The organism is Enhygromyxa salina, assembly GCF_002994615.1.
Classification (GTDB): domain Bacteria; phylum Myxococcota_A; class Polyangia; order Nannocystales; family Nannocystaceae; genus Plesiocystis; species Plesiocystis salina_A.
On record NZ_PVNK01000263.1, the window covers coordinates 30,624 to 56,550 of the forward strand.

Consider the following 25,927-nt stretch of genomic DNA (forward strand, 5'->3'; position numbering starts at 1 on the left):
ACGTGGACACGACGTGCCGACGCTTGGTTGAGATTCCATCTCGCGCCCGCATCGGCGAGGCTGGCCGCGGTGCACGAGCTCGACGAACGCAGCGTCAAGGCCGTCGCGCGCGGGCTGAGTCGGTGGTTTGAAACCAACGCCCGCGACCTACCTTGGCGCCGGACCCGCGACCCCTACGCGATCTGGGTCTCGGAGATCATGCTCCAGCAGACGCGGGTCGAGACCGTCGAGAACTACTGGGGTCGGTTCTTGGAGCGCTTCCCCGACGTCGCGAGCCTGGCCGCCGCCGACGAAGACGCGGTCCTCAACCAGTGGAGCGGGCTCGGCTACTACCGCCGCGCGCGGCTGCTGCATCGCGGGGCCAGGCACGTCCACGCGCAGCTCGGCGGAGCGCTGCCCGAGACCGCGGCGCGGCTGCGGGAGATCCCCGGCGTCGGCCCCTACACCGCGGGGGCGATCGCCTCGATCGCGTTCGATCAGCCCGCGCCGCTGGTCGACGGCAACGTCGCGCGCGTCCACTCGCGCCTGGCCGCGATCGAGGAGCCGGCGGCGCAAGATGCCAAGGCCAAGCACCACTGGACCTTCGTCGAGCGGGTCCTCGGCCACGGCCGCCCGCGGGTCCTCGCCCAGGCGCTGATGGAGCTCGGCGCGACCGTGTGTACGCCGCGCTCGCCGAGCTGCGCGAGCTGCCCCGTCCGTCGCCAGTGTCGCGCCCACGCGAGCGGACGCTCGGAGCTGATCCCGGCCGCGAAGGTCAAGAAGAAGTCGCCGGAGATCCAGCTCGACGGGCTCGCGCTCCGCTTTGGTCGGCGGATCTTGATCGAGCGCAGGCCCAACGAAGGGCTGCTCGCGGGGTTGTGGTGCCTGCCTCTGTTCGAGCTCGGGGCAGGGGACCTCGCCGCCCGACGCGAGGCGCTCGCGGCCGCGGCCAGCGAGGCGATCGGGGTTGCGATCTCCCTCGACGAGCAGCCGAAGCCCGCGGTCAAGCACGTGTTCAGTCATCGGGTGTGGCACGTGCTCCCGTGGTCCGGTCGCGCGCGGCGGGCCGTGAAGATCAAGGCCCGCGCCGACGGGCGCAGCTTCGCGTGGCTCGAGGCCGACTCGGAGCCCGAGGGCGGCGTGCCGACGCTGACACGCAAGCTGCTGCGCGCGTCGAGCTGACGAGAACAGCAGAGGGGCCGGACCCGTCAGGGGCGAAAGGTTGGGGCCGGCTTTCGTGGCGCGGTGAGGTGCCGCCGCGCCGCCGTCGACGCAGCGTCGGACCCGCTCCCGCTGTTGTTGCCGAGGATCTTCTGCACGCCGAGCTGACTCTCGCTCGGCGCAGGTGACCCGCGCAAAGCGTTCAGCGGCGGGACTTCCTCTTGGTGGCCTTCTTCTTCTTGGTCGCGGCCTTCTTCTTCTTGGTCGCGGTCGTCTTCTTCTTCTTGGTCGCGGCCTTCTTCTTCTTGGTCGCGGTCGTCTTCTTCTTGGTCGCGGCCTTCTTCTTGGTCGCGGTCTTCTTCTTCTTGGTCGCGGCCTTCTTCTTCTTGGTCGCGGTGGTCTTCTTCTTGGTCGCGGCCTTCTTCTTCTTGGTCGCGGTCTTCTTCTTGGCCGCGGTCTTCTTCTTGGCCGCGGCCTTCTTCTTGGTCGCGGTCTTCTTCTTGGCCGCGGCCTTCTTCTTGGTCGCGGTGGTCTTCTTCTTGGTCGCGGCCTTCTTCTTGGTCGCGGTCTTCTTCTTGGCGACCTTCTTGGTGGTCTTCTTCTTGGCGACCTTCTTGGTCGCGGTCTTCTTCTTGGCGACCTTCTTGGACGTCTTCTTCTTGGCGACGCGCTTGGAGGTCTTTTTCTTGGCGACCGGCCGGGGCTCGGGCTCGGCCGCCTCGGCGATCTCCGCGTCCTCGTCCGCGTCTTCGTCTTCGTCGTCCGCGGGTGCAGGCGCGGGCGCGGGCGCGGGCTCCGGCGCCTGCGAGCTCGCTTCGTCGAGGAGGGCGTCGGCGAGCTGGGCGAGGCTCATGTCACCGAAGGGTTCACCCCAGCCGAGCGACTCGGCCGCGTCGACGATCTCACCGAGCGTGGTCTCCGAGTCGAGGGTCTCGCGGATTGCCCGCAAGACCTCTCGGCGCTGCGCGGGCAGGAGGTGGGTCTTGTAGGCCTGTTGAAACCTGCTGTGGTCACTCGGCACGGCCCGGGACTTATATAGCAGGCATGGACCCGGGGCCAGCGGGCTCACTCTGCGGCGGTGCCCTGCGCCTCCCCCGGCTCGAGCGGGGGCTCGTCGGCGTCATCCTCGTCGGAGTAGTCGACGCCGGGCTTGGGCATCATCTCCTTGTAGGGGTGTTGCCGCGTTCCGCGGACCCGGCCCTCGGTCACGGTCACCGGGACCGGCTCGACGAGCTCGTACTTGTAGCCGCGGGTCGGCAGCCTCATCGAGTACTGCTTGCCGTTGTACTCGAACTTGCGCCCGGCCCCGACCTGGGTCTGGCCCTCGCGGCGGTACTCGCGGTGCTGGAGGATCATCGAGAACATGCGCACCGCGTTCATGTTGTAGAGCCGGTGGCAGCCGTGGGAGTAGCGGCGCAGGATCGACATGTAGTCGACGCTGCCGTGGGTCCGGATCTGGTTGTCGAAGGCCGAGACCGTGCCGTCCTTCTTCGTGTGGAGCTTGACGTGGTAGCCGGCGACGAGGCCGTAGGCCGACATGTAGCCCGGGCCGGTCTCGTCGTAGTTGACGACCCGCTTCATCTTGCCGCCGACGTTCTTGCGCTTGGTCAGGGACTTGGTCGGCGTGCCCTCGGGCGGGATCCAGACCGGCGCGGCCATGATCGTCTGCCACACGCGATCGCCGACATCCGAGTTCTTGTACGCGTAGTACTCCTTGCCCTCGTGGAGCTCGGACCGCCACGAGCCGATCGTCGTGCCCCAGTGCACGAGCGGGATCCGCTGACCTTCATAGCTGACGTAGAGCGTGAGCTTGGGCTTGCGCCTGCGCGGCTGCGAGCTCTTGTTGCCCTCTTCGTCCCAGGGGAAGTCGTACCAGACGTCGCCGCGGTCGATGACCGTCGAGAAGGCCATCTCGTCGGAGTAGTAGGGCGGGAGCTCGGGCAGCTTGATCGCCACCAGCAGCTCGCCGAAGGCCTCGGGGTGGTCGGGGTCGTCCTTGGCCAGCTGCTCGAGGCGCTCGAGCTGGGCGAAGGCGGTGTCCGGATCGGTCAGCGTCAGCGTCTCGATCGCGGCCGCGGTGAACTCGGTCGCGAGGTCGCGCAGCGCGTGCTCGTTGCCTTCGGCGTCCTCGTAGCGGAAGTCGGGCTTCCAGTCCCGGGCCGAGCCGTCCTCGACGATCCCGGCCGCCGACACGACGCGCTCGGTCAGCACGCGCACGAGCCGGGCGTAGACGGCCTCGCGCGGTGAGAGGGCGAGGACCGCGAGGTTGTCGGCCGTGATGTGGCCCCAGCCCATGACGTCGTGCTTCTTCTCGAAGTTGGCCAGGGCGTGGGTCGTGCTGCTGTCGAAGTTGCCGGCCTCGAACTTGCCCTGGCCGTCGCGCTCGTTGAACAGCTCCTCGCAGCGGAACCGGATCTGGGCGTTGCGGATGACCTGGATCTCGCGATCGATGGCCGCGAACCGCTGGTAGCGCTTCTCGAGCCCCTCGACCTCGGCGGCGGCGGCGTAGTCCTTGGCGGCCACGGCGTCGTCGAGCTTGGCCTTGCGCATGTCCTTCTCGAGCCGGGACCTCGCCGACTTCCACTTGCGCAGGCGCTTGCCGCCCGCGTTCCTCTTGTAAATGATGGATCCGATGCTGGGATCGAAGCTGCTGCCGTCGTAGCCGGCGTCGGTCAGGCACTGCTCGAGCTCGGGGAGCGCGCGCCACTCGTCGAGCACGACCGAGAGCGAGGGCGGGATGCCGTAGAGCTCGAGGTAGTTGTGCTCGTGCTCGGCGAGGGGGTCGCCGTCGTGGTCGGTCCGGTCGTTGGCGAGATCGATGTAGCGGCTGGCGTAGGCGTTGTCGCTGTGGTCTTCGGCGCCGGGGGTCTTGTGCGAGAAGATGTAGGGGCGCCAGCTGTCGCCGAGGTCGATGACGGTGTACCCGCGGGCCTCGGCCTGATCGATCGCCAGCTTGCGCGGTTCGTCGAGCTCGTCGGGATCGATGACCCAGGCCTCACCGAGCTCGTGCTCGCGGAGGCTGGTCTTGGTCACCGGGCCGGGATCCAGCTCTTGCTCCCAGAACGTGTCGGCGACGGCCTCGGCGCTGGGGGGCTCGGCGGCGCCACCGTGCGCGGGATCGACGGGATCTTCGCGCGCGCCGTCGCTGGAGCACGCACCCGAGCAGACCGCGGCGAGCGCGAGCGCGGCGAGGCCGAGGCGGGATCGTCCTCGGTCTGCGCGTCGGTTCAGATCGAGCCCTGCGCGGGCGCGCAGGTTCTGGGAATTGGCCGAGTTCGGCTGCGTAGGGCGGCGGCTCGGCGTCGGGGGCCTCGAGTCGGCGTTGGTCGGCACATCCATGATTCTAGCTCCGCGCCCTAGACGGGCCAAAACTCCCCCAAAATCCCGAAAACGCAGAACTTTACAAGCGCGGGGCCACGTGCCACTTTTCGGCAGCCCAAGGAGGCGGTTGCCTTGCGTCTTCTGAACATACTGCTCGGTCACACTGTAGTCTTCGGCGTCGCGATCCTCGTGTCGTCATCTTGTGGAGTCACCTACCCGACGACGGCGTTTCGCTGCTCGCCCGGCGGGGACTCACCGAACTGCCCAACCGAGGGTGGGGCTACCTACCAGTGCTGCTCCGACGATCCGGCGGCCCTGGACCTCGAGCAGCTCGAGGAGTTCGTGACGCCCGACTACCAAGGCCGCGGCGGCGAGGGCACGCCGCTGTTCTCGGGCGGCAACAACCCCCTGAGCACGTCCGGCATGTGCGTCAAACTCGGCAGCGTCCCGCCGACTGGCGCGCTCGCCGACATCAACGCCCAGGGCTGCCCCGTGCCCTGCAACCCGACCTGGTCGAGCGGCGACATCGCCTCGGTCTGCGGCGCCAACACGATCTGCTGCCAGACCACCGAGCTCGAGCCCGAGGACTGCGTGTTCGACCCCAGCGCCGGCGACGACGGGTGCTATCGCCCGGTCACGGGCTCCGACATCGACGGTGTCGGCTCGACCAACCTGACCAACTGGGCTGGCACTGCGCACAAGACTCACCAGGACCCGAGCGGGACCAACTGCGAGTTTTTCGTCCAGGGCCTGCCGGCATCGGTCCTCAGCGAGAACAACATCTCGGCCCAGGAGGTGAAGCGAGCCTGCTGGCGTCGCTTGACCGTGGCCAACCAGCGCGGTTTTTGCCTCGGTGGTGCGGGGGTGAACGTCTGTCCTCTCGCCCAGCCGGCCTACCGCGACGCGTGCGAGCAACTCAACGACGCGAACTTCCTTCAGGGTTGCGGCGACGTCGAGTTCCCCTAGACCCCACGACGCGCCTTCAAACTGATCGCCCGTCCTCGATGCGGGCGCTTCACCTTCACTCGAATCCTGTTAGGATCAAGCCGTGCCGAGCTGGCTTACTACTGCTGCCCTCTACGTCTCCGCGTTCGCAACGGCTGCCGTGTTTGCGACCGCCTGCGATCCTAGCTACGGGATCACGACCTTTCGCTGTGACCCGAGCAGCCCCGACTGCCCGACCAAGTACGGCACGGGCACCTACGTGTGTTGCTCCGACGACCCCGCGGCCCTCGACCTGTCCGACCCGGACATGGCCGCGCTGCCGAACTACGGCGGCGGCTCGGGCATCCCGCTGTTCGCGGCTGCCAACAACAACTTGAGCTCCTCGGGTTTTTGCATCGACACCGGACAGGTGCCGCCAGGGGCCGGGATCGAGGAGCCAGGCGCCGGGCTCGGTTGCCCGCTGCCGTGCAACCCCACCTGGGACAGCGCCGACATCTCGGCCGTGTGCGGTGCGGGGACCTCATGCTGTGCGAGCGTCGAGATCGAAGAGGCGGACTGCGGCTTCGACCCGAGCCTCGGCGACGCTGGCTGCTGGCGCCCGGTCACCGGCGGCGACATCGAGGGTCTCGGGGGCATCGACGTGTCCGACTGGAGCGCCAGCGACCACGTGACCCACCAAGACCCCGGCGGCGGTGGCTGCCAAGAATTCGTCACGGCCCAGGCCGCCGCGATCTCGGGGGCCGGACTGTCTTCCCAGAAGGCGCTGTTCGCTTGCTTCCGACAGCTCAGCGTCGCCGATCAGCGCGGCTTTTGTCAGGGCGCGATGGACTGCCCGCTCGCCAACCCCGCCTATCGTGACGCGTGCGAACAGAAAAACGACGAGCAGGGTCTGACCGGCTGCGGCTAGACGGTACTGGGTACGCTGTTGCGCCGGCAGCGCCGATCGCATTCCGCGCCTTGTTGTCGGGGGGGGGCGTGAGTCGCGCTAGGTTGTCTGGGCGAACCATATGCCCTGCCTCGATTGGCCGACAGCGCCGCATTTTTGGCCGACGGTGGCGAACAGCTTGACAGCGGCAAGCGCCCAGCGCATCGATGCTGCCCCCACGGCCCGAGACCCGGCGCTCGAACCTTCTTTAATGCCTCACGAGCGCGCGAGGCCGCGCAATAAGCGCAATCTTCCGAGTCGGTGACCCGAGGCGCTACCGACGCTACCCCTCCGGCTAGCCGAAAGCCCAGCCCCTCATGGCCAAAAAAGCGAGCAAGAAGCCCAGCAAGAAGACCAGCGCGGCTGAGGAGAAGAAGAAGCCGGCGGCGAAGAAGAAGACCGCGGCGAAGAAGAAGACCGCGGCGAAGAAGAAGACCGCGGCGAAGAAGAAGCCGGCGGCGAAGAAGAAGACCGCGGCGAAGAAGAAGACCGCGGCGAAGAAGAAGACCGCGGCGAAGAAGAAGCCGGCGGCGAAGAAGAAGACCGCGGCGAAAAAGAAGACCGCGGCGAAGAAGAAGACCGCGGCGAAAAAGAAGACCGCGGCGAAGAAGAAGACCGCGGCGAAGAAGAAGACCGCGCGCAAGACCACGGTCAAGACCGTGCGGGCGGCCCCCGGAAAGTCCGCGGCGGCCGGCAAGCAGCTGGTGATCGTCGAGAGTCCGGCCAAGGCCAAGACGATCAACCGCTACCTCGGCGGCGAATTCGTGGTCAAGGCCTCGGTCGGCCACATCCGCGATCTGCCCAGCCGCGCGCCCAAGGGCACCAAGCAGCCGGTCCCGGGCGTCGACATCGAGAACGACTTCGCGCCGACCTACGAGATCCTCAGCCAGAAGGTCAAGACCGTCGCCGAGCTCAAGCGCGACGCCAAGGCGGCCACGGTCGTGTGGTTCGCGACCGACCTCGACCGCGAGGGGGAGGCGATCGCCTGGCACCTCGCCAAGGTCCTCGACGTCGATCCCACGGTCGCCAAGCGCGTGGTCTTCAACGCGATCACGCGCGACGAGATCCAGCGCGCGTTCGCCAAGCCGCGAGCGATCGACGTCGACAAGGTCAACGCCCAGCAGGCCCGCCGCATCCTCGATCGGATCGTCGGCTACCAGGCCTCGCCGCTGCTGTGGAAGAAGGTCGCCCGCGGGCTCTCGGCCGGGCGCGTGCAGTCGGTCGCGGTCCGCCTGGTCGTCGAGCGCGAGCGCGCGATCGAGGCCCACGTGCCCGACGAGAGCTGGCGGATCGACGTCCGCCTCGCGAGCGAGGTCGCGGCCGCGCCCGAGCACGCGACGCAGTGGCGGGAGTTCCTCGCGACCACCGACGACAAGGGCCGCGGGCCCAACAAGCGCCGCCAAAACCAGTGGATGGCCGAGCACGCCTCGATCGCGACGGAGCTCTACGAGCTCGGCGGCGAGCGCTTCAAGCTCGGCTGCAAGGCCGACGAGGCCCGGGATCTGTCGGCCGAGGTCGAGGCCGCGGTCGAGGCCGTGGGCATGCGCGAGGTCCAGATCGAGACCGTCGAGGATCTCGAGGCCAAGGGCCCGGCGCGCTTCGTCCGGACCGCGAGCGGGGCCGTCGACTTCGACGTCCGCTACGAGGTCGCCTCGATCGAGACCCGCCGGACCAGCACCAAGGCGCCCGCGCCCTTCATCACCTCGACCCTGCAGATGGCCGCGGCCACGCAGCTGGGCTTCTCGGCCCAGCGAACCATGCGCCTGGCCCAGGATCTCTACGAGGGCGTCGACCTGTCGGGCGAGGGTCAGGTCGCGCTGATCACCTACATGCGCACGGACTCGACCCACCTGTCGCCCGAGGCGATCAAGGTCGCGCGCGAGTACATCGACGATCGCTTCGGCGAGGCCTACCTGCCCAAGAAGGCCAAGCAGTACTCGTCGAGCAACAAGGACGCGCAGGAGGCCCACGAGGCGATCCGGCCCAACGAGGTCGCGCGCGACCCCGAGACGATCCGCGCCCGGCTCCACGGGCCGCGGGCCGAAGAGCACTACAAGCTCTACAAGCTGATCTGGAGCCGCTTCGTCGGCTGCCAGATGACCCCCGCGCGCTGGGACTCGACCACGGTGCTGCTGCGCCGCAGCGACCGCCCGACCGGCGCGGTCCTCAAGGCCTCCGGCCGGGTCTTGGCCTTCGACGGCTTCTATCGCGCGACCGGGGTCCCGACCGCGAGCGACGAGCAGACCCTGCCCGAGCTCCAAGAGGGCCACGTCTACGCGCCCTTCGACATCGCGCCGCAGCAAAAATTCTCGAACCCGCCGCCGCGCTACTCCGAGGCCTCACTGGTCAAGGCGCTCGAGTCCGAGGGCATCGGCCGACCCTCGACCTACGCGTCGATCATTCAGGTCGTCCAGAGCCGAAACTACGTCGAGCAGCGTGACCGTCGCTTCTACGCGACCGACCTCGGCGAGGTCGTGACCGACAAGCTGATCGAGGCCTTCCCCGATCTGATGGACGTCGGCTACACGCGCCAGATGGAGAGCGAGCTCGACGAGGTCGAGGACAGCAAGGTCGACTGGGTCGCGATGCTGCGGCGCTTTTACGGCAGCTTCTCGACCTCGCTCGAGGAGGCCCACGAGGGCATGGCCCACGCCAAGGCCGAGATCCAGCCCGCGCTCTACAAGTGCCCCAAGTGCGGCTCGCGGACCTGCTACCGCTTCGGTCGCAACGGCCGCTTCTTGTCGTGCACGGCCTACCCCGAGTGCGACTACGCGGCGCCGATCGACCGCCGCGGGCGGCCCTTGCTGCCCGAGCGGGTCGACATCCGCAACCCCGAAGACGGCTCCAACATGGAGCTCCGCAACGGTCGCTTCGGGCCCTTCCTGGCCTCGGAGAACTACCCGGTCAGCACCTTCGTGCTCAACCTCGACCGCAGCGGCAAGCTCAAGTACCCCGCGATCCCGCCGCTGGTGATCCCCGTCGAAGAGGAAGAGGGCGGCATCAAGTGCGAGAAGTGTGGCGCCGCGCTCAACCTGCGTCGGGGCAAGAAGGGCCCGTGGCTCGGGTGCTCGCGCTTCCCCAAGTGTCGCGGACGCATGGGCTGGAAGAAGCTCTCGGAGGAGCGCCGGGCCGAGCTCGAAGCCGAGCTCGCCGAGCACGAGAAGCAGCATCCGCTGCCGACCATCGCGCGCCACGACGGTACGGTGATCCCCGAGGGCACGCCGGTCGCGGACCTGCTGATGTCGGGGGGCGTCGCCGAGCTCGAGATCCACCCCGAGGCGGCCGCCGAGCTCGGTGACACCGTCCCCAGTCCGCGACCCGCGGCTGTTTGATCCCCCCGCAGGCGCCCTGCACGGCCGCGAGCGGCCGATCGCTCGTTCGTTCGTTCCTCGCTCGGTGCGCGGGCCCCTGAGGGGGCTCGGTCCGCAGGGGGTCAGCCCGCGATCTCGTCGAGGAGGGCGGTGCAACCCTCGGCGATCAGCTCGTAGATCTCGGCGTAGCGGGCCGGGCCGCTGCCGATCGGGTCGGGGATGTCGAGGGCGGCGCCGCGGGCCTTGGGGTTGGCGATCGACCGCAGGGTCCGGAGGCGCGCGCGGAAGCCCTCGAGCTCGCCGAAGGCCGAGCCAGACAGGCGGGCGATCTTGTCGTAGTTGCGGCGGTCCATGACCACGACGTGGTCGAAGCTGCTCAGATCGTGGCGGCGTAGCTGGCGGCCCTCGCCGGTCAGGGCGATCCCGTGGGCTGCGGCGATCTCACACGAGTTCGGGTGCGGAGCGCAGCCCTCGATCGCGTCGGTTCCGGCGCTGTCGATGTGGAGGCGATCGATGACCCCGCGGGTGGTCGCGAGCGCTCGCATCACACCCTCGGCCAGGGGAGACCGGCACATGTTGGCGTAGCAGACGAACAGCACGCCGACGCGCTCGGGCGCACCGCTCATTGCTCGTAGATTTTGCGCACGTCGGGATCGTCGTGCAGGGGGGCGAACGCGGGCTCGACCCCGACCTTCTTCATGAGGCTCTGGTTGCCGCGCTTCTCGAGCTCTTGCAGGTGCTCCTTGGCGATCTCGAGGTCGCCCGCGTAGGCGGCGAGCTTGGCCAGGTTGTAGACCGGATCGGCGTAGAGGCTGTGGGCGTCCCGGGACCAGACGAAGAACGCTTCGGCGCGCTCGCTCTCACCCTTGATCATCAGCGCCTCGCCGCGCTCGTTGGCGATCTTGGCCGCGTCGAGCTTCGGGGCCCCGGCCGCGATCGCGTCGGCGAGGGCCTTGTTCGCGGCCTCGTCGTCGGTGTCGAGCTTCTTGGCCAGCTCGAACAGCGCCACGGTGGGATCCTCTTCGCCTGTCTCTGCCGCGGCGGGCTCAGCGACGCCTGCCTCTGCGGCGGCCGCTTGGGCAGCGCCGGTCTCTCCGGCTGCGGCCCCGGCCTCTTCGGCGCCCGCGACCCCGGCCTCTGCGGCGCCGGGATCGGCGTCGGGGGCCCCCGCTTCTGCGGCAGCTCCAGCCTCTGCGGCCGCCCCCGCCTCGGCGGCCGCCCCTGCCTCTGCGGCGGCCTTGTCGGTCGACTTGGCCCCTGCGCGGTCGGCCTTGGCGTCGTCTTGCCCGCTCTTGCAGGCTGGGACAGCGATCAGCGTGATGATCGAGAGGACAGTCGCGAAGCCGCTCGGGAGGCGTTGCATGCCGGGATGCTACCCACTGCGGGCGCGGCCGACCAGTCGGCCCCGAGCGACCGCCACTTCGCGCCCACCTGGTCCTGGACCTGACGTAAGATCTCGACGCCCATGCTCCTCGCGACCTTGCTGCTCCCGCTCGCGTTCGCGCCACCCGAAGGTGGCGATCAGCTCGAAGCTGTCCAGGCGATCTTCGACGACGCCTGTACGATGTGTCACGACTCGACCTCCGAGCTCAACCTCGAGGACGCCGGCGCGTTGGTCGGCGTGCCCTCGACGACGGGCACGCCGCTCGTCGACCCGGGCAACCCGAACGGGAGCTACATCTATCTGAAGATGGTCGGGGCCGAGGGCATCGAGGGGGAGTCGATGCCGCTCGGCGACGATCTGCTGCCGGTCGATCAGCTCAGCGCGGTCCAGGCGTGGATCGCCGCGCTGCCCCCGGCCGAGGGCGCGGCCGCCTCCGGGGAGGGCGAGGGCGAGACCGGACAAGGAGCGGCCGAAGGCGGGACCGGCGCGGCCGTCAAGGAGCCGCCGAAGGTGCCCAAGCGCAAGCCCAAGCAGCCCTTCTTCGGCACCTTCCAGATGAACCTCCCGACCACGACGACGCTCGGGAAGAAGACCATCTCGTATCGCATCCACCACCGCCTCGGGCTCGTCGGTGGCCCGGGAGATCGGACCTATCTCGGCCTCGCTGGCAGCGCCAACATCAGCATGGGCATCGAGTACGGGATCATCGACGGTCTCGACCTGCTCGCGCGCTGGACCAACTCGCGCCTCGACTGGGAGCTCGGGCTCAAGTACGTGCCCGTGCGCCAGGAGGAGGGCAAGGCGGTGTCCTTCGGCATGTACGCCAGCTTCGAGGCCCTGACCGACTTCCCGACCAACTCGGTCAACCGGCTCACGGGCAACTTCCAGGCCATGCTCAGCCGGCTGTGGTTCGAGCGCTGGAGCACGCAGCTGACGGTCAACTACTCGCTGCTGACCAACCACTCGCCGACGGTGCTCTACGACTTTGGTGAGGGCAACGGCCCCGAGCCGGTGACCGACGACCGCGGCACGCTCTCGGTCGGGCTTGCGAGCACCGTGTGGCTGGGCAAGAAGAAGCGGCACGGCATCGACCTCGAGTACCAGCTCCCGATCCCCGTCGACGCGTTCTACTACCACGGCGGCGACGTCGACCCGACGGGCACCAAGATCGGCTCGTGGGGCCTGGGCTGGTCGGCGCGAACCGGCCTCCACATCTTCCAGGTGTATGTGACCAACACCCGCAACATTCACACCAACTTGGTCGCCCCGGGCGGCGACACGGCCAACCCGTTCTCGCCCTTCGGTGACTTCTTCTTCGGCTTCAACATCACCCGCAAGTGGAAGCTGTGATGCAGGAGCGAGCCATGTACACACGCAAGACCTCTGCGCTGCTCGGGCTGTCGCTGCTCGCCTTCGGCTGCGGCCTCGAGCCCGTCGGTGAAGACGGCGGCGATGGCGAGGACATCCCGCCCGCGGTCCAGCAGGCCTTCGACGAGAGCTGTGCCACGAGCGCGGGCTGTCACGCCGTCGGGTCCTCGCTGGTCGTGCTCGAGGCGCCCGAGAGCGGCCAGATCCTGACGAGCACGTCGAGCAGCGGCGGCGGGCCCTTCGTGACCCTCGGCGATCTCGAGGCCTCGTACATCGCCCAGAAGATCCTCGGCGGCCCCACGGTCGCAGGCGCGACGATGCCGCCCTCGCCCCAGAGCGACAACGACGATCTCAACCAGGCCATCATCATTGGCTGGATCGCCGGGGTGCCGATCGAAGACGGCGGGACCGGCGACGGCGACGGCGACGGCGACAGCGACGCGGGCGACGGCGACACGGGGGACGGCGACGGCGACCCCGCGCCGACCTGCTACATCGAGGCGCCGATCCCGGCGATGCCCAGCTTCGAGACCGACATCTGGCCGATCGTCGAGAACCGCTGCGGGGTCGCGGGCTGCCACGCCGACCTCAGCGGCCCGCTGATGCCCGACGCGATCACGACCTACGACAACCTCGTCGACATCCCCGCGGGCGCGGCCGCGCTCGACTTTGTCGAGCCGATGTCCCCGGACTCGAGCTACCTGTGGCACAAGCTCACGGGCACCCAGGCCACGGTCATGGGCGGCAGCGGCTCGACGATGCCCTTTGGCAGCTCGATGTGCTCGATCGAGCTCCAGGCCGTCTACGCGTGGATCACGACGGGCGCCGAGCTTTAGCCTTGGCCGTCGCCTTGCCCTCGGCGACCAGCTCTTCGCTGACCTGCCACAGGCGCCGGGCCGCGCCCTCGTCCGTGGCCGGCGCGATGCGCTTGGCCGGGCGACAGCTGACGTAGTAGCCGCCGCTTTCGCCCTCGACCTCGGGCGAGCTCGCCAGGTAGATCGAAGTTCGGGCGCCGCGCTCGGGGCTGATCAAGAACGGGCGCATGACCGAAAGCGCGACGCGCCCGAGGAGGCTGCGGACGTCCCCGTCGCGGCCGAGCCCGGTGCGGACGACGCCTGGGTGGAGAGAGTTGGCGGTCACGCCCTTGCCCTCGAGCTGGCGGGCGAGCTCGTTGGTGAACAAGATGTTGGCCAGCTTCGAGTGGGCGTACGCGCGCAGGGGCTTGTAGTCGCGCGTCGCCATCAGATCGTCGAAGTCGAGGCCCTCGCGAGCGCCGCGATAGGCATCGGAGGCGACCACGACCACGCGCGCGGGCGCCGACGCCTCGAGGCGCTCGCGCAGCAACTGCGTCAGGTAGAAGTGGCCGAGGTGGTTGACGCCGAAGGTGGTCTCGAACCCCTCTTTGGTCTCGGTCCGCGCGTCGAGGATGACGCCGGCGTTGAGGATCAGGACGTCGAGGCGGTCGTACTTGGCGAGGTACTGATCGGCGAACGCGGCGATCGAGGTGAAGCTCGCCAGGTCGAGGGCCATGTAGTCGATGCTCTTGGTCTCGGCGGCCTCGCGGAGCTCGGCTCGCGCCACGTCGCCCTTGCGGGGGTTGCGGCTGGTGAACACGACCCTGGCGCCCATCCGCGCGAGGCCGACCGCCGTGAAACTTCCGATGCCGGAATTTCCGCCGGTGATCAGGACGGTCTTTCCGCTCATGTCGACGTCAGCCACGGGAACGGGAGCATAGTCCCAGGCGTCACGCGGGTCGACGGGGGTTCCTTGGACCCTGCCACGCACTGCCGCTGCGCGGCAGGTCGCTCGTTCCTCGCTCGGTGGGCCCTGATGTGCCGCGCAATCGGTTGCGTGGCCCCCTAGACCTAAATCGAGCGCTGAATTTAAAAAGCTGAATGATTTCGGTCGAGTACGAGCCGCAAGGCGAGCGTTTGGGAGGAGCGGAGGGGGCTTTGCCGCCGCAGCGAGGGGCCTCTTTGAAAGGCCCCTCGAAGATTCGAAGGCCTGAGGTGTTGGGGGCCCCCGGGCACCTGCTACGCACTGCCGCTGCGAGCGCGCGCGCGCGCGATCTTTGGATCAGCGAGTGTGTGCTGGCTGGTCTGGAGGCCCGCTGTTAGCCTGGAACCCGGCATGTACCTGGAGCGCACACGCGTCGTTGGGCTCGGGCCCTTCGAGACCATCGAGGTCGACTTCTGCGATCGCCCGGGCGAGCCGCGCCTGTTGACGGTCATTCACGGCGACGGAGGGACGGGGAAGACCTCGCTGCTGTCGGCGATCTCGGCCACGCGCCCGGCCAACCACGTCGTCCAGACCTCGATCTGGCGGCGACCGGGGACCAAGCCGCACGCCCTGTGTGAGTGGCGGCTCGGCGCCGAGGATCCCGAGCGACCGCACCCGCTCAAGGTCGCGACCCCCGGGGTCACGATCGAGGCCGACGATCAGCTCGAGCAGCTGCGCAGGCGCGAAGTCGTCCACTTTGACCGCGCGCTGGCTGAGAAGGGGGGCTTCGCCTTCGTCGGGATTCCGGGCTCGCGTCGGTTTCCGCGCAGCACGATCGTCATCGGCGACCCTGCGCGCACGGTCTTGCGGGTGGATACGCGGGGCGCTCCGGGCTTCCAGGACCAAAATGGCGTCGAGCTCACACGGCCGGTCAAGCTGATCCTGGCCTACGCGGGGCTCTCGACCGCGCTCGCGGGTGACCGTCGCGGCGAGAGCGGCGCCGACCCGCGCTGTCTCGGGGTCGTGATCCAAGAGGCCCTCGACGAGCTGCTCGGCTTGATCGGCTACAGCTACCGCGGGCTGTCACCGCGAACCTTCGAGCCGCGCTTCGAGACCCCCGGCGGCGGGATCCTGCCCTTCGATGCCCTGCCGATCCAGGCCCGGCAGCTGGTCAGCTTCGCCACGCTCCCCGTTCATCAGATGTGGGTCGCAAATCGCGGGGCCGACCCGCGCCACTGCGAGGGCACCGTATTGATCGACGACGTCGATCTCAACGTATCGACCTCGGTTCAGCTCGAGCTGCCCGCGACCCTGCGGAGGGTGCTGCCCAAGGTCCAGTGGGTGCTGGGCACGGCCAGCCCGGTCCTGGCCCACGCCGCGGCGCTCGGCAGCACGGTGACGCTCCGGCGCGAGCCGGGCTCGGATCGCGTCGAGGCCTACGAGGGCGAGCTCTCGCTCACGCACTGAGCTTGCCAGGCGTAGTTGTTGACGCCTGCGGGGGTCCTAGATAGCCCCCTTTAGGGGGCCACGCAGACGACTGCGAGGCACATACGAGCCCACCGAGGGAGGGAGCGAAGCGACCGACCGACCTGCCGCTTGCGGCAGTGCGTGGCAGAGTCGCTGACGCCTGCGGGGGTCCTAGAGCGCTTGCGCGCTGGGCCCGGCCGGGACTAACTAAGTAGGTGCATGGGGTTGTTCGGGGAGGAGCGTCGCTGAGGACTGTGGTTGCGATGCTCGGGCTGCTCGCTCCGATGCTGGGGTGCGGCGCCCACCTGTATCGAGCGCACGATGACGAGGTCTCGAGCAGTGCGGCGGCGACGGCGGAGGGCCTCGACTGGAGCCAGAGCTTCGCCAACGATCGAGCGCAGCGCGACGAGCTCGACCAGCGCGAGGCCGAGCTGTCATGGAGCTACGCGCACACCCGCCGTGACGCGGAGCTGTTCGACGTGCTCAACGAGTCGGTCGGGGAGCGCTCGTGGGCCAAGCTCGAGCTCGGCTTCGTCGAGCTCGCGGCCTGCTTGCTCGAGGGGGTCGACAGCGCCCGAGCGTGTCGCGGCTCGGGCACGGACGCCGAGCTCGAGCGCGCCCGGGCGCTGGTGTTCGACGACTGCAGCGGGGACAGCTGCGCGTGGATCGACGCGCTCGGCGGGTTGCGGGGGGCGAGCGCGGCGCTGCGTGAACAGCTCGCCGCCTACGATCGCGCGCGCGCGCTGGCGGGGCGCTCGATCCGGCTGGCGCCCGCGGCCCAGTGCCCGGTCCCAACCCGGGTTCCGAGCGCGCTCGACGAGGACGCCAAGCTGCTCGAGCGGGCCTGCGATGGCTACGAGCTCGCGCTCGCGCGGGTCGCCGCGGCGCTCCCGGAGGACGCCGGGCTGCGCGGGCGGATCGAGCGGCTCCAGCGCTTGATCGCGGCCCGCGATCGCTATCGTCGACAGCTGCGCATGGCCGTCGCACAGCTGAGCCCGCAGACCTGGGACCAGCTCGAGCGCCCGGACCCGGACGGGCTCCCGGCCAAGGCCGTCGCCTACGACGAGCTTCAGCGCGAGCTTGGCCTCGAGCTCGCGCGGGCGCGCGCAGGGGACTACAGCGATCTGGGCCTCGAGGGCACCTTGCTGATCGCCCGCGAGCACTACGATGCGCTCGTGCGCGTGATCGCGGTCCCGGTCGAGATCTACACCTCACCGCTGCCGCTCGCCGAGGACGCCGCGCCCGGAGCCGACGATCCCGGCGCCGACGATGGCGAGGGCCCGGGCGAAGCCTCGGACTGGACGATCGTCGAGGAGCTCGGGCGCGAGCTCGGGCCGGTGTTCGGCGAGGCCTGGGTCGAGCTGCAGTCGCTCCAGGCTCGGGCCGAGCGGACCACGCTGCTGTTCTCGGCCGAGGTCGAGCGCGTGCAGATCGACGCGATCTCCCGGCGGCTCGCGCTCGCCAACGCGCGGGTGCTGCTCGAGCTCGGGACCGTCGAGACCGAGCTGTTCGCGCTCTCGCGTCTGCGCGCGCGCCTGCGCGACGACTGGATCCCGGCGACGCGTCCGTCGAGCCCCGCGCGCGAGCAGCTCGACCGGCGCGGGCTCGCGCTGCAGGTGGCCGAGGCGGCGCTCGGCGAGGCCGAGGAAGCCCGAGCAGAGGCCGCGGCCAAGACTCGGGGCAACACGACCAAGCTCGTCGAGGCCACGCGGCGCGTCGCCGAGGCGCAGGCGGGGTTCGACGCGGCCAGCGACGCCTACGCGGAGCTGATCGCCGAGCACGGCGCGGTCTTGTGCCGACGCAGCGGGACCGTGCTCCAAAGCTGGCTGCGCGACGGGGCCTGCATCGAGCCGATCGAGCGCCTCGTCAGCCTCCACACCGAGATGTGGACCGTGGTCGTCCCGCGGCTCGAGTCGCTCCAGCGCGGGGTCGCCCGTCGCCACGACGAGGCCGAGCTGATCCGGGCCGAGGCCGGGCTGAAGATCCGTGTCACCTACATCGCGGCCTCGGTCGCGGCGCTCCAGCGCTTCAACGCAGGCGGGCTCGAAGGCCAGGACCTCGCGGCGATCGTCGGCGCGGTCGTCGGTGTCGGGCTCGGCACCGCGATCGCTGCGGGGGTCTACATCCCATGAGTGGCCTCGCTCATCTTTGCGGGGCTCGACGACCCGGGCTCTGGTTCGGGCTCTGGTTCGGGGTCGGGCTGTGTGCGTCGCTGGGCTGCGCGCGAGGGCAGATGCGGGACAGCGCTTCGGCCGTCGCGGGCGCCGTCGGCGAGCTGCGGGTTGACGTCGAGCATCAACAGCAGCTGCGCACAGAGCTCGCGCGCTCGACCGCCAGCCGCATCGCTCGCGTTGAGGCAGAGATCGCGGCCCAGGCCGCCGGGCGCCAGGCGGATCGGCCGAACGAGCTCCAGTACCTGCGCGTTGCGTTCCTGAACCTGGCCAGGAAGACCGAGGAGGACGCCGACCCACGCTTCGTCTCGACGATGGCCGACGAGGTCGAGCGGCGCGAGATCGAGGCCGGCTACCTCGGCCACATCGACGAGCTCGAGTCGCTGCGGGTCCTGCTTCAGCGCCTCGCCGAGGGCTCGAGGCGCGCCGAGGTCGAGCTCTACCTGCGCGTCGGCGCCGAGGCAGCGGCCGCCGCGGGCGCCTCATGGACGGCCTCGAGCGGCGACTGATGCGGTACTGTATCGACACTCAGGACCTAGGGGCCGAGCGGAGCGAGGTTGTCGGGGCGGAGGCCCGAGTCTTGGAGACGATGAAGACATGACTGAGGGACAGACCAGAAGGGCCGCGCGAGCGCAGCGGCGGGCGCAGCGGCAGGCCGAGCGAGATCGTCGTCGGGCCGAGCGGGCGGTCGCGCGCCTGGTGCCGGGGACCAGGGCGCCGGACGTCGACCCGGGGACCACGATCGTCACGGCCCCGAACGAGGAGCTCCGTCGGCGCCGGACCTTCAAGCTGCTCGAGCGAGCCCACATGGAGCTCGTGTGCAGCCGTGAGGCCGTGGCGCTGCAGCTGTTTGGCGCCGCGCCCGGAACCGATGAGCACGAGGCGCTCGCGCGTCGGGTCGAGGCCTTCAATGACGAGATCGATGATCTGCGCGGACTCAGCGACGAGCTCCTGCGCCAGGTCCACCCCCTCGCGCTCGACGGCGATCGACTCGTCGAGCTCGAGGGGACGCTGGCCTCGGCTCGCGTCGTCGCCGATGCATCTCAGCGAGCAGACGCGCTGCTCGGCGTGGCGGAGCAGGTCCTCGGCGCGTTCGACGACGCGCTCGACGGGCTCGACGCGCCGAGCTGACCCGCAACCCGGGCGAGGCGAGGCGAGGCGGGCGAGGCGGCCGGGACTCGGGGTGGTCTGACAGGCAGCCCGTGGTCGAAAGACCAATCAGGCGGGGCGGGGGAGGCAGGCGCAGCTGCCCTCGTCCCAGACGTGCGTGGCGTCGCACTGCGCGACCACGCTGCAGGTGCTGCCACAGTCGCCGATCTCCACGCAGGTCTGGCTGCAGCCCTCATCGGACGCGCACGCCTGACATTGCCACTCGCAGGCGCGGGCCTTGTCGGCCCCGGCGTGGTCGGCGTAGTCGGCGTACTTGGCGTAGTTGGAGGCGGAGGGGGAGTTGTCTTGCTCGGAGTGCGCGTCTTGCTCCGGCTGGCCGACCGACTGCTTGAAGTCGTCGCGCTTGTCCTCGACGCCACCACTGAGCACCGGCGCGAGCGCCAGTCCAAACAGCAAGACGAAGAATGTGGTCAGCTTGTACATGTGCCGGGGAGCCCGCCGCTGGAGCCCAGCCATTGTTCAAGCAATCGCGGTGAGGATCAATGCATCGCTGGCAGGCCCCAACACTGGTCCCGGGGTCAGGATCTCGATCTTTCGATCAAAAGATGGCGAAAATGATGCGCTACGTGGGTGCTTCTGAGTAAAAATGATAGAAAGCTCACGCGCGATCCCGAGCATCGCTTGCGAAAGTTCAGGATCGCGCAGCTCGGGAGCGCCGAATTTAGTGCGCCCCTGGGCCCCTCTCGGGTGCTGCGTATCAGCTGCGTATTATCCGCAGATCGCGTTGTAGGGCTGACTGGGCAGCCATGTCTGCCACTCTTGCTCGCTCGGGCTCCGCCCGGCCGCGTAGCAGCCGAGCCGAACCATCTCGGGCGCGCTCATTGGCCACACCCGCGCGGTGCCGTCGTAGCTGCCGGTCAGCAAGAAGCTGCCGTCGATGGGCATGGCCAGGGCCGAGACTTTCTTTTCGTGGCCCTCGAGCACCTGGTGATCGTCGCGTCCCTCGACCGACGGCGTGGGGTACCAGATGTGCACGGTGCCGTCGCCGTTGCCCGTGTAGAGGCGCTCGGAGTCGGGCCCGAAGTGGACCCACTCGACCCCGTTGGAGTTGCTCATCTCGTAGATCCGCGGCTTCTCTTCGGGGTGCTCGGAGGCGAGGTCCCACAGCCGCACGGTGCCGTCGCGGCTGCCGGTTGCGACCCACTTGCCGTCGTTGGAGAAGCTCGCGCTGTTGATCGTGTCGTCGTGGCCGCGCAGGATCACGGTCTTCTGGGCGAGGCCGTTGGCGCCGTATGTCCACAAGCGCGCGTTGCGATCGGCGCTGCCCGACAGCATCCACTTGCCGTCACCGCTGAACTCCAGCGCCCAGATCTCGCCCTCGTGAGGCTGGTAGCCCTTCTCGAACTTGCCGAGGGGTTTCTCCAGGTTCCAGGTCATGACCTGGCCGGTGATGTCGGCCGAGATCAAGTAGCGGTCGTCGGGGGAGACCGCGAGGCGCACGACCTCGCTGTTGTGGCCGATGAGCTCGGTCCCGGCCCAGCCTGCCTCGGCGGTCCAGGCGCGCACGGACTTGTCGGTCGCGCACGAGAACAGCCGCGCCCCGTCGGAGGTGAACGCGAGATCCATGATCTCGCCCTCGTGGCCCTCGAGCTTCTTGACCGTCTCGCTGGGCTTGTCTTTGACGATGTCCCAGACCATCACGTCTTGGCCCTGGCCGGCGGTCGCGGCGTAGCGGCCTCCAGGCGCGAGCGCGGCCGCGTTGATCGCTTTTTCGTGGCCGACGAGGACGTCGTGGGGGTAGGGCCGCCCGCTGGGCTCGAACTCCCACAGGACCGCCCGGTTGTCGCCGCCGACGCTCAAGAAGCGCTTGCCGTCGCGGCTCACGTCGATGTCGTTGATCGGGCCGGTGTGCGAGCGCGCGGCGAAGTAGTTGCCGTTCGACGAGTCCTGGCCGCCGCGGTAGTCCCAGACGTAGGCGTTGCCGTCGCTCGAGCCCGAGATCAGCCAGCGGCCGTCGGCCGAGAGGCCCAGGGCCTTGGCGTCGCGGGTGTGGCCCGGAAACTCGACGCTCTCGACCACGAGCGCGCGCTTGGCCAGGTTCCAGGCGATGACCTTGGCGTCCTTGCCCGCGGTCACGGCCCAGCTGCTGCTCGCGTCGACGCGCAGGTCGTTGATGCCCTGGGTGTGGCCGCCCTTGAAGGTGACGCCGCTGGCCGAGGGGTCCTTGGCGCCGAGCTCCCAGATCCGCAAGGTGTTGTCGCTCGACGCGGTCACGGCGAGCTTCGAGTCCGGGGTGATCGCGACCTTGTTGACCGGGCCCTTGTGCCCGAGCAGCACGATCGGGTTGCGCCACGGCGCCGCCGAGCTCAGGTTCCACATCCGCGCGGTCATGTCCTGGCTGGTGCTGATCAGCCAGTGGCCGTCGTTGCTGACGTCGACGGCGAGGACCGGGGCCTCGTGGCCGTTGAGCGTGATCCGCTTGCCGACGCGGCCGTTGTCGAGCGCCCAGATCTTGACGCTCATGTCGTCGCTGCAGGTGTACGCGGCGCTGCCGTCACCTGCGATCGCCACGTCGGTGATCGTGCCCTCGTGGCCCGAGAGCGAGGCGGTCGGGGTGGTTGGATCGGCGGCGTGCAGATCCCAGATCCGCGGCCGCCCGTCCTCGCTCGACGACGAGATCATCCAGCGCCCGTCGGTCGAGAAGTCGAGCGCGTCGACCTTGCCCGAGTGCGCGCGGAGGATGCGGGAGTCGGTCCCGGGGTCGTCGGCACGCAGATCCCACAGCCGGATCGTGCGGTCCTCGGCCGTGGTCACCAGCCAGCGACCGTCGGGCGAGACCTCGGCCAGCTCGATCGGGCCCTGGTGGCCGCGGAGGTTGAGGGGCTTGGTGCTGCCCTTGGCGAGATCCCAGACCTTGGCGTCCTTGCCGGTCGTGGCGATGGCCTTGTCGCCGGTCGGCGAGAGCGCGACGGCGGTCACGGCCTTGCCGCTGCCAGCGTTGAGCTCGTCGACCAGCGCGCGGCCGCGGGTCTGGCCGAGGCTGGTCCGGAGCGCGCGGTCGGGATCAGAGCCGGCGACGACGGGCGTGCCCGCGACGATGTGGAGCGCCGCCGCGGCGATCAGCGCGGCGGTCCGGGGATCGGTCTCGGCGGTTGCGATCGCGTCGGCTGCGGCCTTGTTGGCGACCGCGTAGACCTCGGGCTCGTCCTCGCGGATCGTCGTTTTTTTCTTGTCGTCGTCGTCGTCGTCCTTGTCGGGCTCGCCGGGGCCGCTGCCGATCAGCAGCTTGGCCACGAGCCCGCCGAGGGCGATGGTCCCGAGGCCCGCGCCGACGAAGCCCGCGATCCTGATCGCCTTCTTGCGCTTGAGGTTCTTGCTCGCTTCGATGAACTCGCGGTGCAGGGTCGTGGGCTTGGGGTCGCGGTTGCGCGAGCGCGCGTACCAAAGCTCCGCCTCTTTGATGGTCTTGCCGCCGAGCAACATGTTGTCGCTGCGGCCGCTGTCGTCCCACGCGTTGGCGAGCTCGTCCCAGCGCATGTACTCGTCGTCGGGCTCGCCGGGCTTGCGACGCTCGCGGCGGGCCGGGATCTTCGAGCCCCCGTCGGCGCCCGGCATCGCACCGAGGCCGCCACCCGCGAGGCTCGGCATGCCGCCCGCGGATGCCCCCTGCGGAGCGCCGCCGAGGGAAGGGGCGCCGCCGAGGGAGGGAGCGCCGCCGAGGGAGGGGGCGCCGCCGAGGGAAGGGGCGCCGCCGAGGGAAGGGGCGCCGCCGAGGGAAGGGGCGCCGCCGAGGGAGGGGGCGCCGCCGAGAGAGGGAGCGGCGCCGCCGAGAGAGGGAGCGCCGCCGCCGAGGGAGGGAGCACCGCCGCCGAGGGAGGGAGCACCGCCGCCGAGGGAAGGAGCACCGCCACCGAGGGAGGGAGCACCGCCACCAAGGGAAGGAGCACCGCCACCAAGGGAAGGAGCACCGCCACCGAGGGAAGGAGCACCGCCGCCGAGGGAAGGAGCCCCGCCACCAAGGGAGGGAGCGCCGCCACCGAGGGAAGGAGCACCGCCACCAAGGGAAGGAGCTCCGCCGCCGGCGAGAGAGGGGGGACCGCCGCCGGCGAGAGAGGGGGGACCGCCGCCGGCGAGCGAGGGGGGACCGCCGCCGCCGAGCGAGGGTGGCCCGCCACCACCGAGGGAGGGAGGCCCGCCGCCGAGTCCGGGAGGCCCGCCGCCGAGTCCGGGAGGCCCACCGCCGAGCCCGGGAGGCCCGCCGCCGAGCCCGGGAGGCCCGCCGAGGCCAGGACCACCCTGGAGCTTGGGCGCTCCACCGAGAGCGGGGGGCACCGTGTGACCGGCATCGGCCGGGAGCCCGCCGCCACCACCACCGCCGCCGCCGCCCATCATCGGGGGAAGCGTCTTGCCGCCCTGTCGAGGACTGGGGGGGCCTTCGGCGAGGTTCGGGGGTCCCGGAGGTCCACCTCCGAGCGAGGGTGGCCCCTGCATGTTGGAGGGGGGCCCCTGCATGTTGGGAGGAGGTCCACCGGGGCCGCGCATGTTGGGAGGCGGTCCGCCCGGCCCTCGCATGTTGGGAGCTCCGCCGGGGCGCGGGGCCCCGCCGGGGCCGCGCATGTTGGGCGGAGGTCCGCCGGGGCCGCGCATGTTGGGCGGAGGTCCACCGGGGCCGCGCATGTTGGGCGGAGGTCCACCGGGGCCGCGCATGTTGGGCGGAGGCCCTCCGGGTCCGCCGCGGTTGACGATCGGCTGCGCCATCGCGCCGGCGCTCGCGCCAGCGCCTTGCTGGTCCGCGATGACCTTCAGGGTCCAGCGCGCGATGACGATCTCGTCGCCGGGCTTGAGCGGGCTCGGCTGCACGACCTTCTGGCGGTTTAGATAGGTCCCGTTGGTCGAGCCGAGGTCCTGGACCTGAAAGCCGTTGCCGACCCGGCTGATTTGGCAGTGCCGTCCGGAGATGCCGGCCGTCTGGAGGCGCAGGTCGTTACCTTCACGGCGTCCGATCGTCACGGCCGGCCGATCGAAGGTCAGCAGCCGTGGCGGCTTGCCCTCTTCGCTGAGCGAGATGCGAATCATGGCGTTCAACCGAGAGACTAACCCGGCGATCGCCCTCAAAGCCACGGGGTCACTGGCCCTCCCAGACCTGGGTCGAGCGCTGCGCGCTCGACCCAGGTCTTCTCGTCTTCAAGGGGCCTTTCGAAAAGGCCCCTCGCTGCGGCGGCGAAGCCCCCTCCGCTCACCCCAAACGCTCGCCTCACGGCTCGTACTCGCCCTGAATCGAGCGCTGCGCGCTCGACCCAGGTCTTCTCGTCTTCAAGGGGCCTTTCGAAAAGGCCCCTCGCTGCGGCGGCGAAGCCCCCTCCGCTCCCCCTAAACGCTCGCCTCACGGCTCGTACTCGCCCTGAATCAAGCGCTGCGCGCTCGACCCAGATCTTCTCGTCTTCAAGGGGCCTTTCGAAGAGGCCTTTCGAAGAGGCCCCTCGCTGCGGCGGCGAAGCCCCTCCGCTCCCCCCAAACGCTCGCCTCACGGCTGTTTTGTTGCGATTGGACCGCGGGGCTGCGAGGACCCTGGGGTGTCTGCTGGGGTCCCTCCGAGCCAGCGTCGTCTGCGAAGCGCGCGGGCGGCCGGCCTCCGCCCGCGCTCGCGGGGGCTGGTCCTGGCCGGCCTGGCCCTGATCGTCTGGGCGGTATTCGGTCCGCTGGCCGGTCTCGGGGCCGGTGCGCCCGCCTGGCTCGGCGCCGCGCTCGACGGGGCGTTCGCGGGCCGGGTCCCGGTTCCGCCCGATCCAGCGCCCCTGGCCGCGGCGCTGGCCGCCCTGCTCGGAGGGGGTGGGATCGCCGTCGTCGTCCTCGGTGGGCGCCGACGGTCCCGGCGCGAGCTGGGGGTGGACCCCGAGATCGGCGAGATCCCGCCCGGCCTGGGACTGGCTTGGTGTGTGGGGGCGCTCGTCCTGGTCGCCGGGGGGCTGCTGCCGGCCCTGGCTGGCGCCGCGCGGAGCGTCGACGCCGAGCTTGGCGGCGGGGCGAGCCTCTGGGTGGTCTGGGCGGGGTGGAGCGGGCGCGGGCTGCTTACCCTGGCCCTGGTCGCCGCGCTGGTCGGTGTGATCGAGCGACTGGTCAGCGCCCGCCGCCTGTGGCAGGGATTGCACCTGACCCGCGCACAGGCCCGCGAGCGGGCCCGGGCGTCCGGCGATCGCCGACCTTGACTCGCGGGCATCTCAGCGAGGTCGAAGCTTGGCGGAAGACGAGCGCAGCGAGGAGCAGACCGAGCTCACGGAGCCGACCCAAGAAGCGGGCGCGACTCGCCTGGTCTCGGTCGCGGTCCCGGTCGCCCTCGACCAGGCGTTCTCCTACGCGAGAGCCCCGGGATCGGCACCGACCCCACGGGCGGAGGCTCCTTCACCTGCGACGGCTACGAGAGCTGTAACGACACCCTGATCCCATGGTGCGCTTGCCAGGGCGGGGACTTCGAGTGGAATCCAACGGGGGGCGGAGGCTCGTGCACTCCGGCCTGATCGCTAGCATCTGAACACTTGTGCGCCGGAGTGTGTGACATACTCGTTCCGGCGCTTATCCATAATGCAAAAGCGCATTGGCATCACAGTTGTACTCGTTACGCTCATTTCGATCGCGGTCTATTACGCTTGGGGAAACACCGAGTCGAGCGATCGAGTAGACGAGCCCGACGGGCCCCCGGCTCCCGTTCGCTTCGAGCTCCGCCCGAGCAAGGCCTTGAGTGAGCGAGCACCGCATCGTCCGACCGGCGTGAGCGGCACCGTTGTCCGGGCGGATGGGCGTGCGCTCGACCTATATCGCCCCGGCGGCGTCTTTCCGATCGCTCAGGCGAGCCTGTACGGCGCGCGGCAGAGCGTCGAGTTTCAGAGCCTGCCCAAGGCCTCCCTCGTGGTCCGCGGATGGTCGGGTGGCGGAATGTCCGAGGTGAGTGTCGACACCAACCAGCAGACGCGAGTCAAGCTCCCCTGAGTGCCTCAGTAGTGGAGTTTATCCTCGAACTCCGGTGCCTACGACATCCGAACGGGCAATTCCGGACGATGAGCTCGAAGCC

At 69.8% G+C, this 25,927-nt stretch carries 19 protein-coding genes and 1 pseudogene; 12 read left to right on the plus strand and 8 right to left on the minus strand.

Features of this window, described 5'->3' with window-relative positions; all coding sequences use genetic code 11:
- Window positions 1-69 precede the first annotated feature (69 nt).
- Window positions 70-1,161: an A/G-specific adenine glycosylase gene (gene mutY, locus ENSA5_RS30125; RefSeq protein WP_181198306.1), complete on the plus strand. Its 1,092-nt coding sequence runs from the start codon at window positions 70-72 to the stop codon at window positions 1,159-1,161.
- A 181-nt stretch (window positions 1,162-1,342) separates the two neighbouring features.
- Here the strand turns inward: mutY and ENSA5_RS38535 are convergent, their stop codons facing one another.
- On the minus strand, window positions 1,343-2,161 hold the full coding sequence (locus ENSA5_RS38535; RefSeq protein WP_181198307.1) for a hypothetical protein: 819 nt from the start codon (window positions 2,159-2,161) through the stop codon (window positions 1,343-1,345).
- Window positions 2,162-2,205: 44 nt separating this feature from the next.
- Window positions 2,206-4,479, minus strand: a complete 2,274-nt coding sequence (locus ENSA5_RS30135; RefSeq protein WP_106395167.1) for a L,D-transpeptidase family protein — start codon at window positions 4,477-4,479, stop codon at window positions 2,206-2,208.
- Between the two features lie 114 nt (window positions 4,480-4,593).
- On the opposite strand from ENSA5_RS30135, the gene ENSA5_RS30140 reads away from it, so the two are divergent.
- The 3 genes from ENSA5_RS30140 to topA all read left to right on the plus strand — a co-directional run bounded on the left by ENSA5_RS30140 (window position 4,594) and on the right by topA (window position 9,663).
- On the plus strand, window positions 4,594-5,427 hold the full coding sequence (locus tag ENSA5_RS30140) for a hypothetical protein (RefSeq protein ID WP_106395168.1): 834 nt from the start codon (window positions 4,594-4,596) through the stop codon (window positions 5,425-5,427).
- Window positions 5,428-5,509: 82 nt separating this feature from the next.
- Entirely contained in the window at window positions 5,510-6,313 is an 804-nt protein-coding gene (locus ENSA5_RS30145; RefSeq protein WP_106395169.1) for a hypothetical protein, read from the plus strand.
- A 335-nt stretch (window positions 6,314-6,648) separates the two neighbouring features.
- Entirely contained in the window at window positions 6,649-9,663 is a 3,015-nt protein-coding gene (gene topA / locus ENSA5_RS30155) for a type I DNA topoisomerase (protein ID WP_181198308.1), read from the plus strand.
- Window positions 9,664-9,764: 101 nt separating this feature from the next.
- Here topA and ENSA5_RS30160 read toward each other — a convergent pair whose 3' ends face one another.
- Window positions 9,765-10,268: a low molecular weight protein-tyrosine-phosphatase gene (locus ENSA5_RS30160; RefSeq protein WP_106395171.1), complete on the minus strand. Its 504-nt coding sequence runs from the start codon at window positions 10,266-10,268 to the stop codon at window positions 9,765-9,767.
- On the minus strand, window positions 10,265-11,005 hold the full coding sequence (locus ENSA5_RS36535; protein ID WP_146156262.1) for a hypothetical protein: 741 nt from the start codon (window positions 11,003-11,005) through the stop codon (window positions 10,265-10,267). Before ENSA5_RS36535 ends, ENSA5_RS30160 begins: the two co-directional genes overlap by 4 nt.
- 102 nt (window positions 11,006-11,107) lie before the next feature.
- Here ENSA5_RS36535 and ENSA5_RS30175 point away from each other — a divergent pair, with 102 nt between their 5' ends.
- Together ENSA5_RS30175 and ENSA5_RS30180 are read left to right on the plus strand one after the other, a co-directional pair.
- Entirely contained in the window at window positions 11,108-12,376 is a 1,269-nt protein-coding gene (locus ENSA5_RS30175; RefSeq protein WP_106395173.1) for a DUF5777 family beta-barrel protein, read from the plus strand.
- Window positions 12,377-12,390: 14 nt separating this feature from the next.
- The gene (locus ENSA5_RS30180; protein WP_146156263.1) at window positions 12,391-13,230 is read left to right on the plus strand and encodes a hypothetical protein; all 840 of its coding nucleotides are present in this window, start codon (window positions 12,391-12,393) and stop codon (window positions 13,228-13,230) included.
- On the opposite strand, the gene ENSA5_RS30185 is transcribed toward ENSA5_RS30180, so the two are convergent.
- Window positions 13,208-14,113, minus strand: coding sequence for an SDR family oxidoreductase (locus ENSA5_RS30185; RefSeq protein WP_258183063.1), 906 nt, complete (start codon window positions 14,111-14,113; stop codon window positions 13,208-13,210). The two genes, ENSA5_RS30180 and ENSA5_RS30185, sit on opposite strands and share 23 nt — an antisense overlap.
- A 411-nt stretch (window positions 14,114-14,524) precedes the next feature.
- Between ENSA5_RS30185 and ENSA5_RS30190 the strand changes: the two genes are divergently transcribed.
- The 4 genes from ENSA5_RS30190 (at window position 14,525) to ENSA5_RS30205 (ending at window position 18,882) form a co-directional block, all read left to right on the plus strand.
- Window positions 14,525-15,580, plus strand: coding sequence for a hypothetical protein (locus tag ENSA5_RS30190; RefSeq protein WP_106395175.1), 1,056 nt, complete (start codon window positions 14,525-14,527; stop codon window positions 15,578-15,580).
- A 263-nt stretch (window positions 15,581-15,843) separates the two neighbouring features.
- Complete coding sequence (locus ENSA5_RS30195) at window positions 15,844-17,712, plus strand: hypothetical protein (protein ID WP_106395176.1); 1,869 nt, start codon at window positions 15,844-15,846, stop codon at window positions 17,710-17,712.
- 101 nt (window positions 17,713-17,813) lie between these two features.
- A complete protein-coding gene (locus tag ENSA5_RS30200; RefSeq protein ID WP_106395177.1) occupies window positions 17,814-18,260 on the plus strand; it encodes a hypothetical protein in 447 nt (148 codons plus the stop codon).
- 88 nt (window positions 18,261-18,348) lie between these two features.
- Window positions 18,349-18,882 (plus strand): hypothetical protein, encoded by a 534-nt coding sequence (locus ENSA5_RS30205; protein WP_146156264.1) that lies wholly within the window; start codon window positions 18,349-18,351, stop codon window positions 18,880-18,882.
- An 87-nt stretch (window positions 18,883-18,969) separates the two neighbouring features.
- Here ENSA5_RS30205 and ENSA5_RS30210 read toward each other — a convergent pair whose 3' ends face one another.
- The 3 genes and pseudogenes from ENSA5_RS30210 to ENSA5_RS39860 form a co-directional block, all read right to left on the minus strand.
- Window positions 18,970-19,344 carry a hypothetical protein gene (locus ENSA5_RS30210; RefSeq protein ID WP_146156265.1) on the minus strand — a complete coding sequence of 125 codons (375 nt, stop codon included), beginning with the start codon at window positions 19,342-19,344 and terminating at the stop codon, window positions 18,970-18,972.
- Between the two features lie 285 nt (window positions 19,345-19,629).
- On the minus strand, window positions 19,630-22,509 hold the full coding sequence (locus ENSA5_RS30215) for a WD40 repeat domain-containing protein (RefSeq protein WP_258183064.1): 2,880 nt from the start codon (window positions 22,507-22,509) through the stop codon (window positions 19,630-19,632).
- A 1,182-nt stretch (window positions 22,510-23,691) separates the two neighbouring features.
- Window positions 23,692-23,937, minus strand: a pseudogene (locus ENSA5_RS39860) (FHA domain-containing protein); the annotation flags it as partial.
- Between the two features lie 497 nt (window positions 23,938-24,434).
- Between ENSA5_RS39860 and ENSA5_RS30220 the strand changes: the two are divergent.
- Together ENSA5_RS30220 and ENSA5_RS30225 are read left to right on the plus strand one after the other, a co-directional pair.
- Complete coding sequence (locus ENSA5_RS30220; RefSeq protein WP_106395181.1) at window positions 24,435-25,067, plus strand: hypothetical protein; 633 nt, start codon at window positions 24,435-24,437, stop codon at window positions 25,065-25,067.
- 559 nt (window positions 25,068-25,626) lie between these two features.
- A complete protein-coding gene (locus ENSA5_RS30225; RefSeq protein WP_106395182.1) occupies window positions 25,627-25,845 on the plus strand; it encodes a hypothetical protein in 219 nt (72 codons plus the stop codon).
- Window positions 25,846-25,927 lie beyond the last annotated feature (82 nt).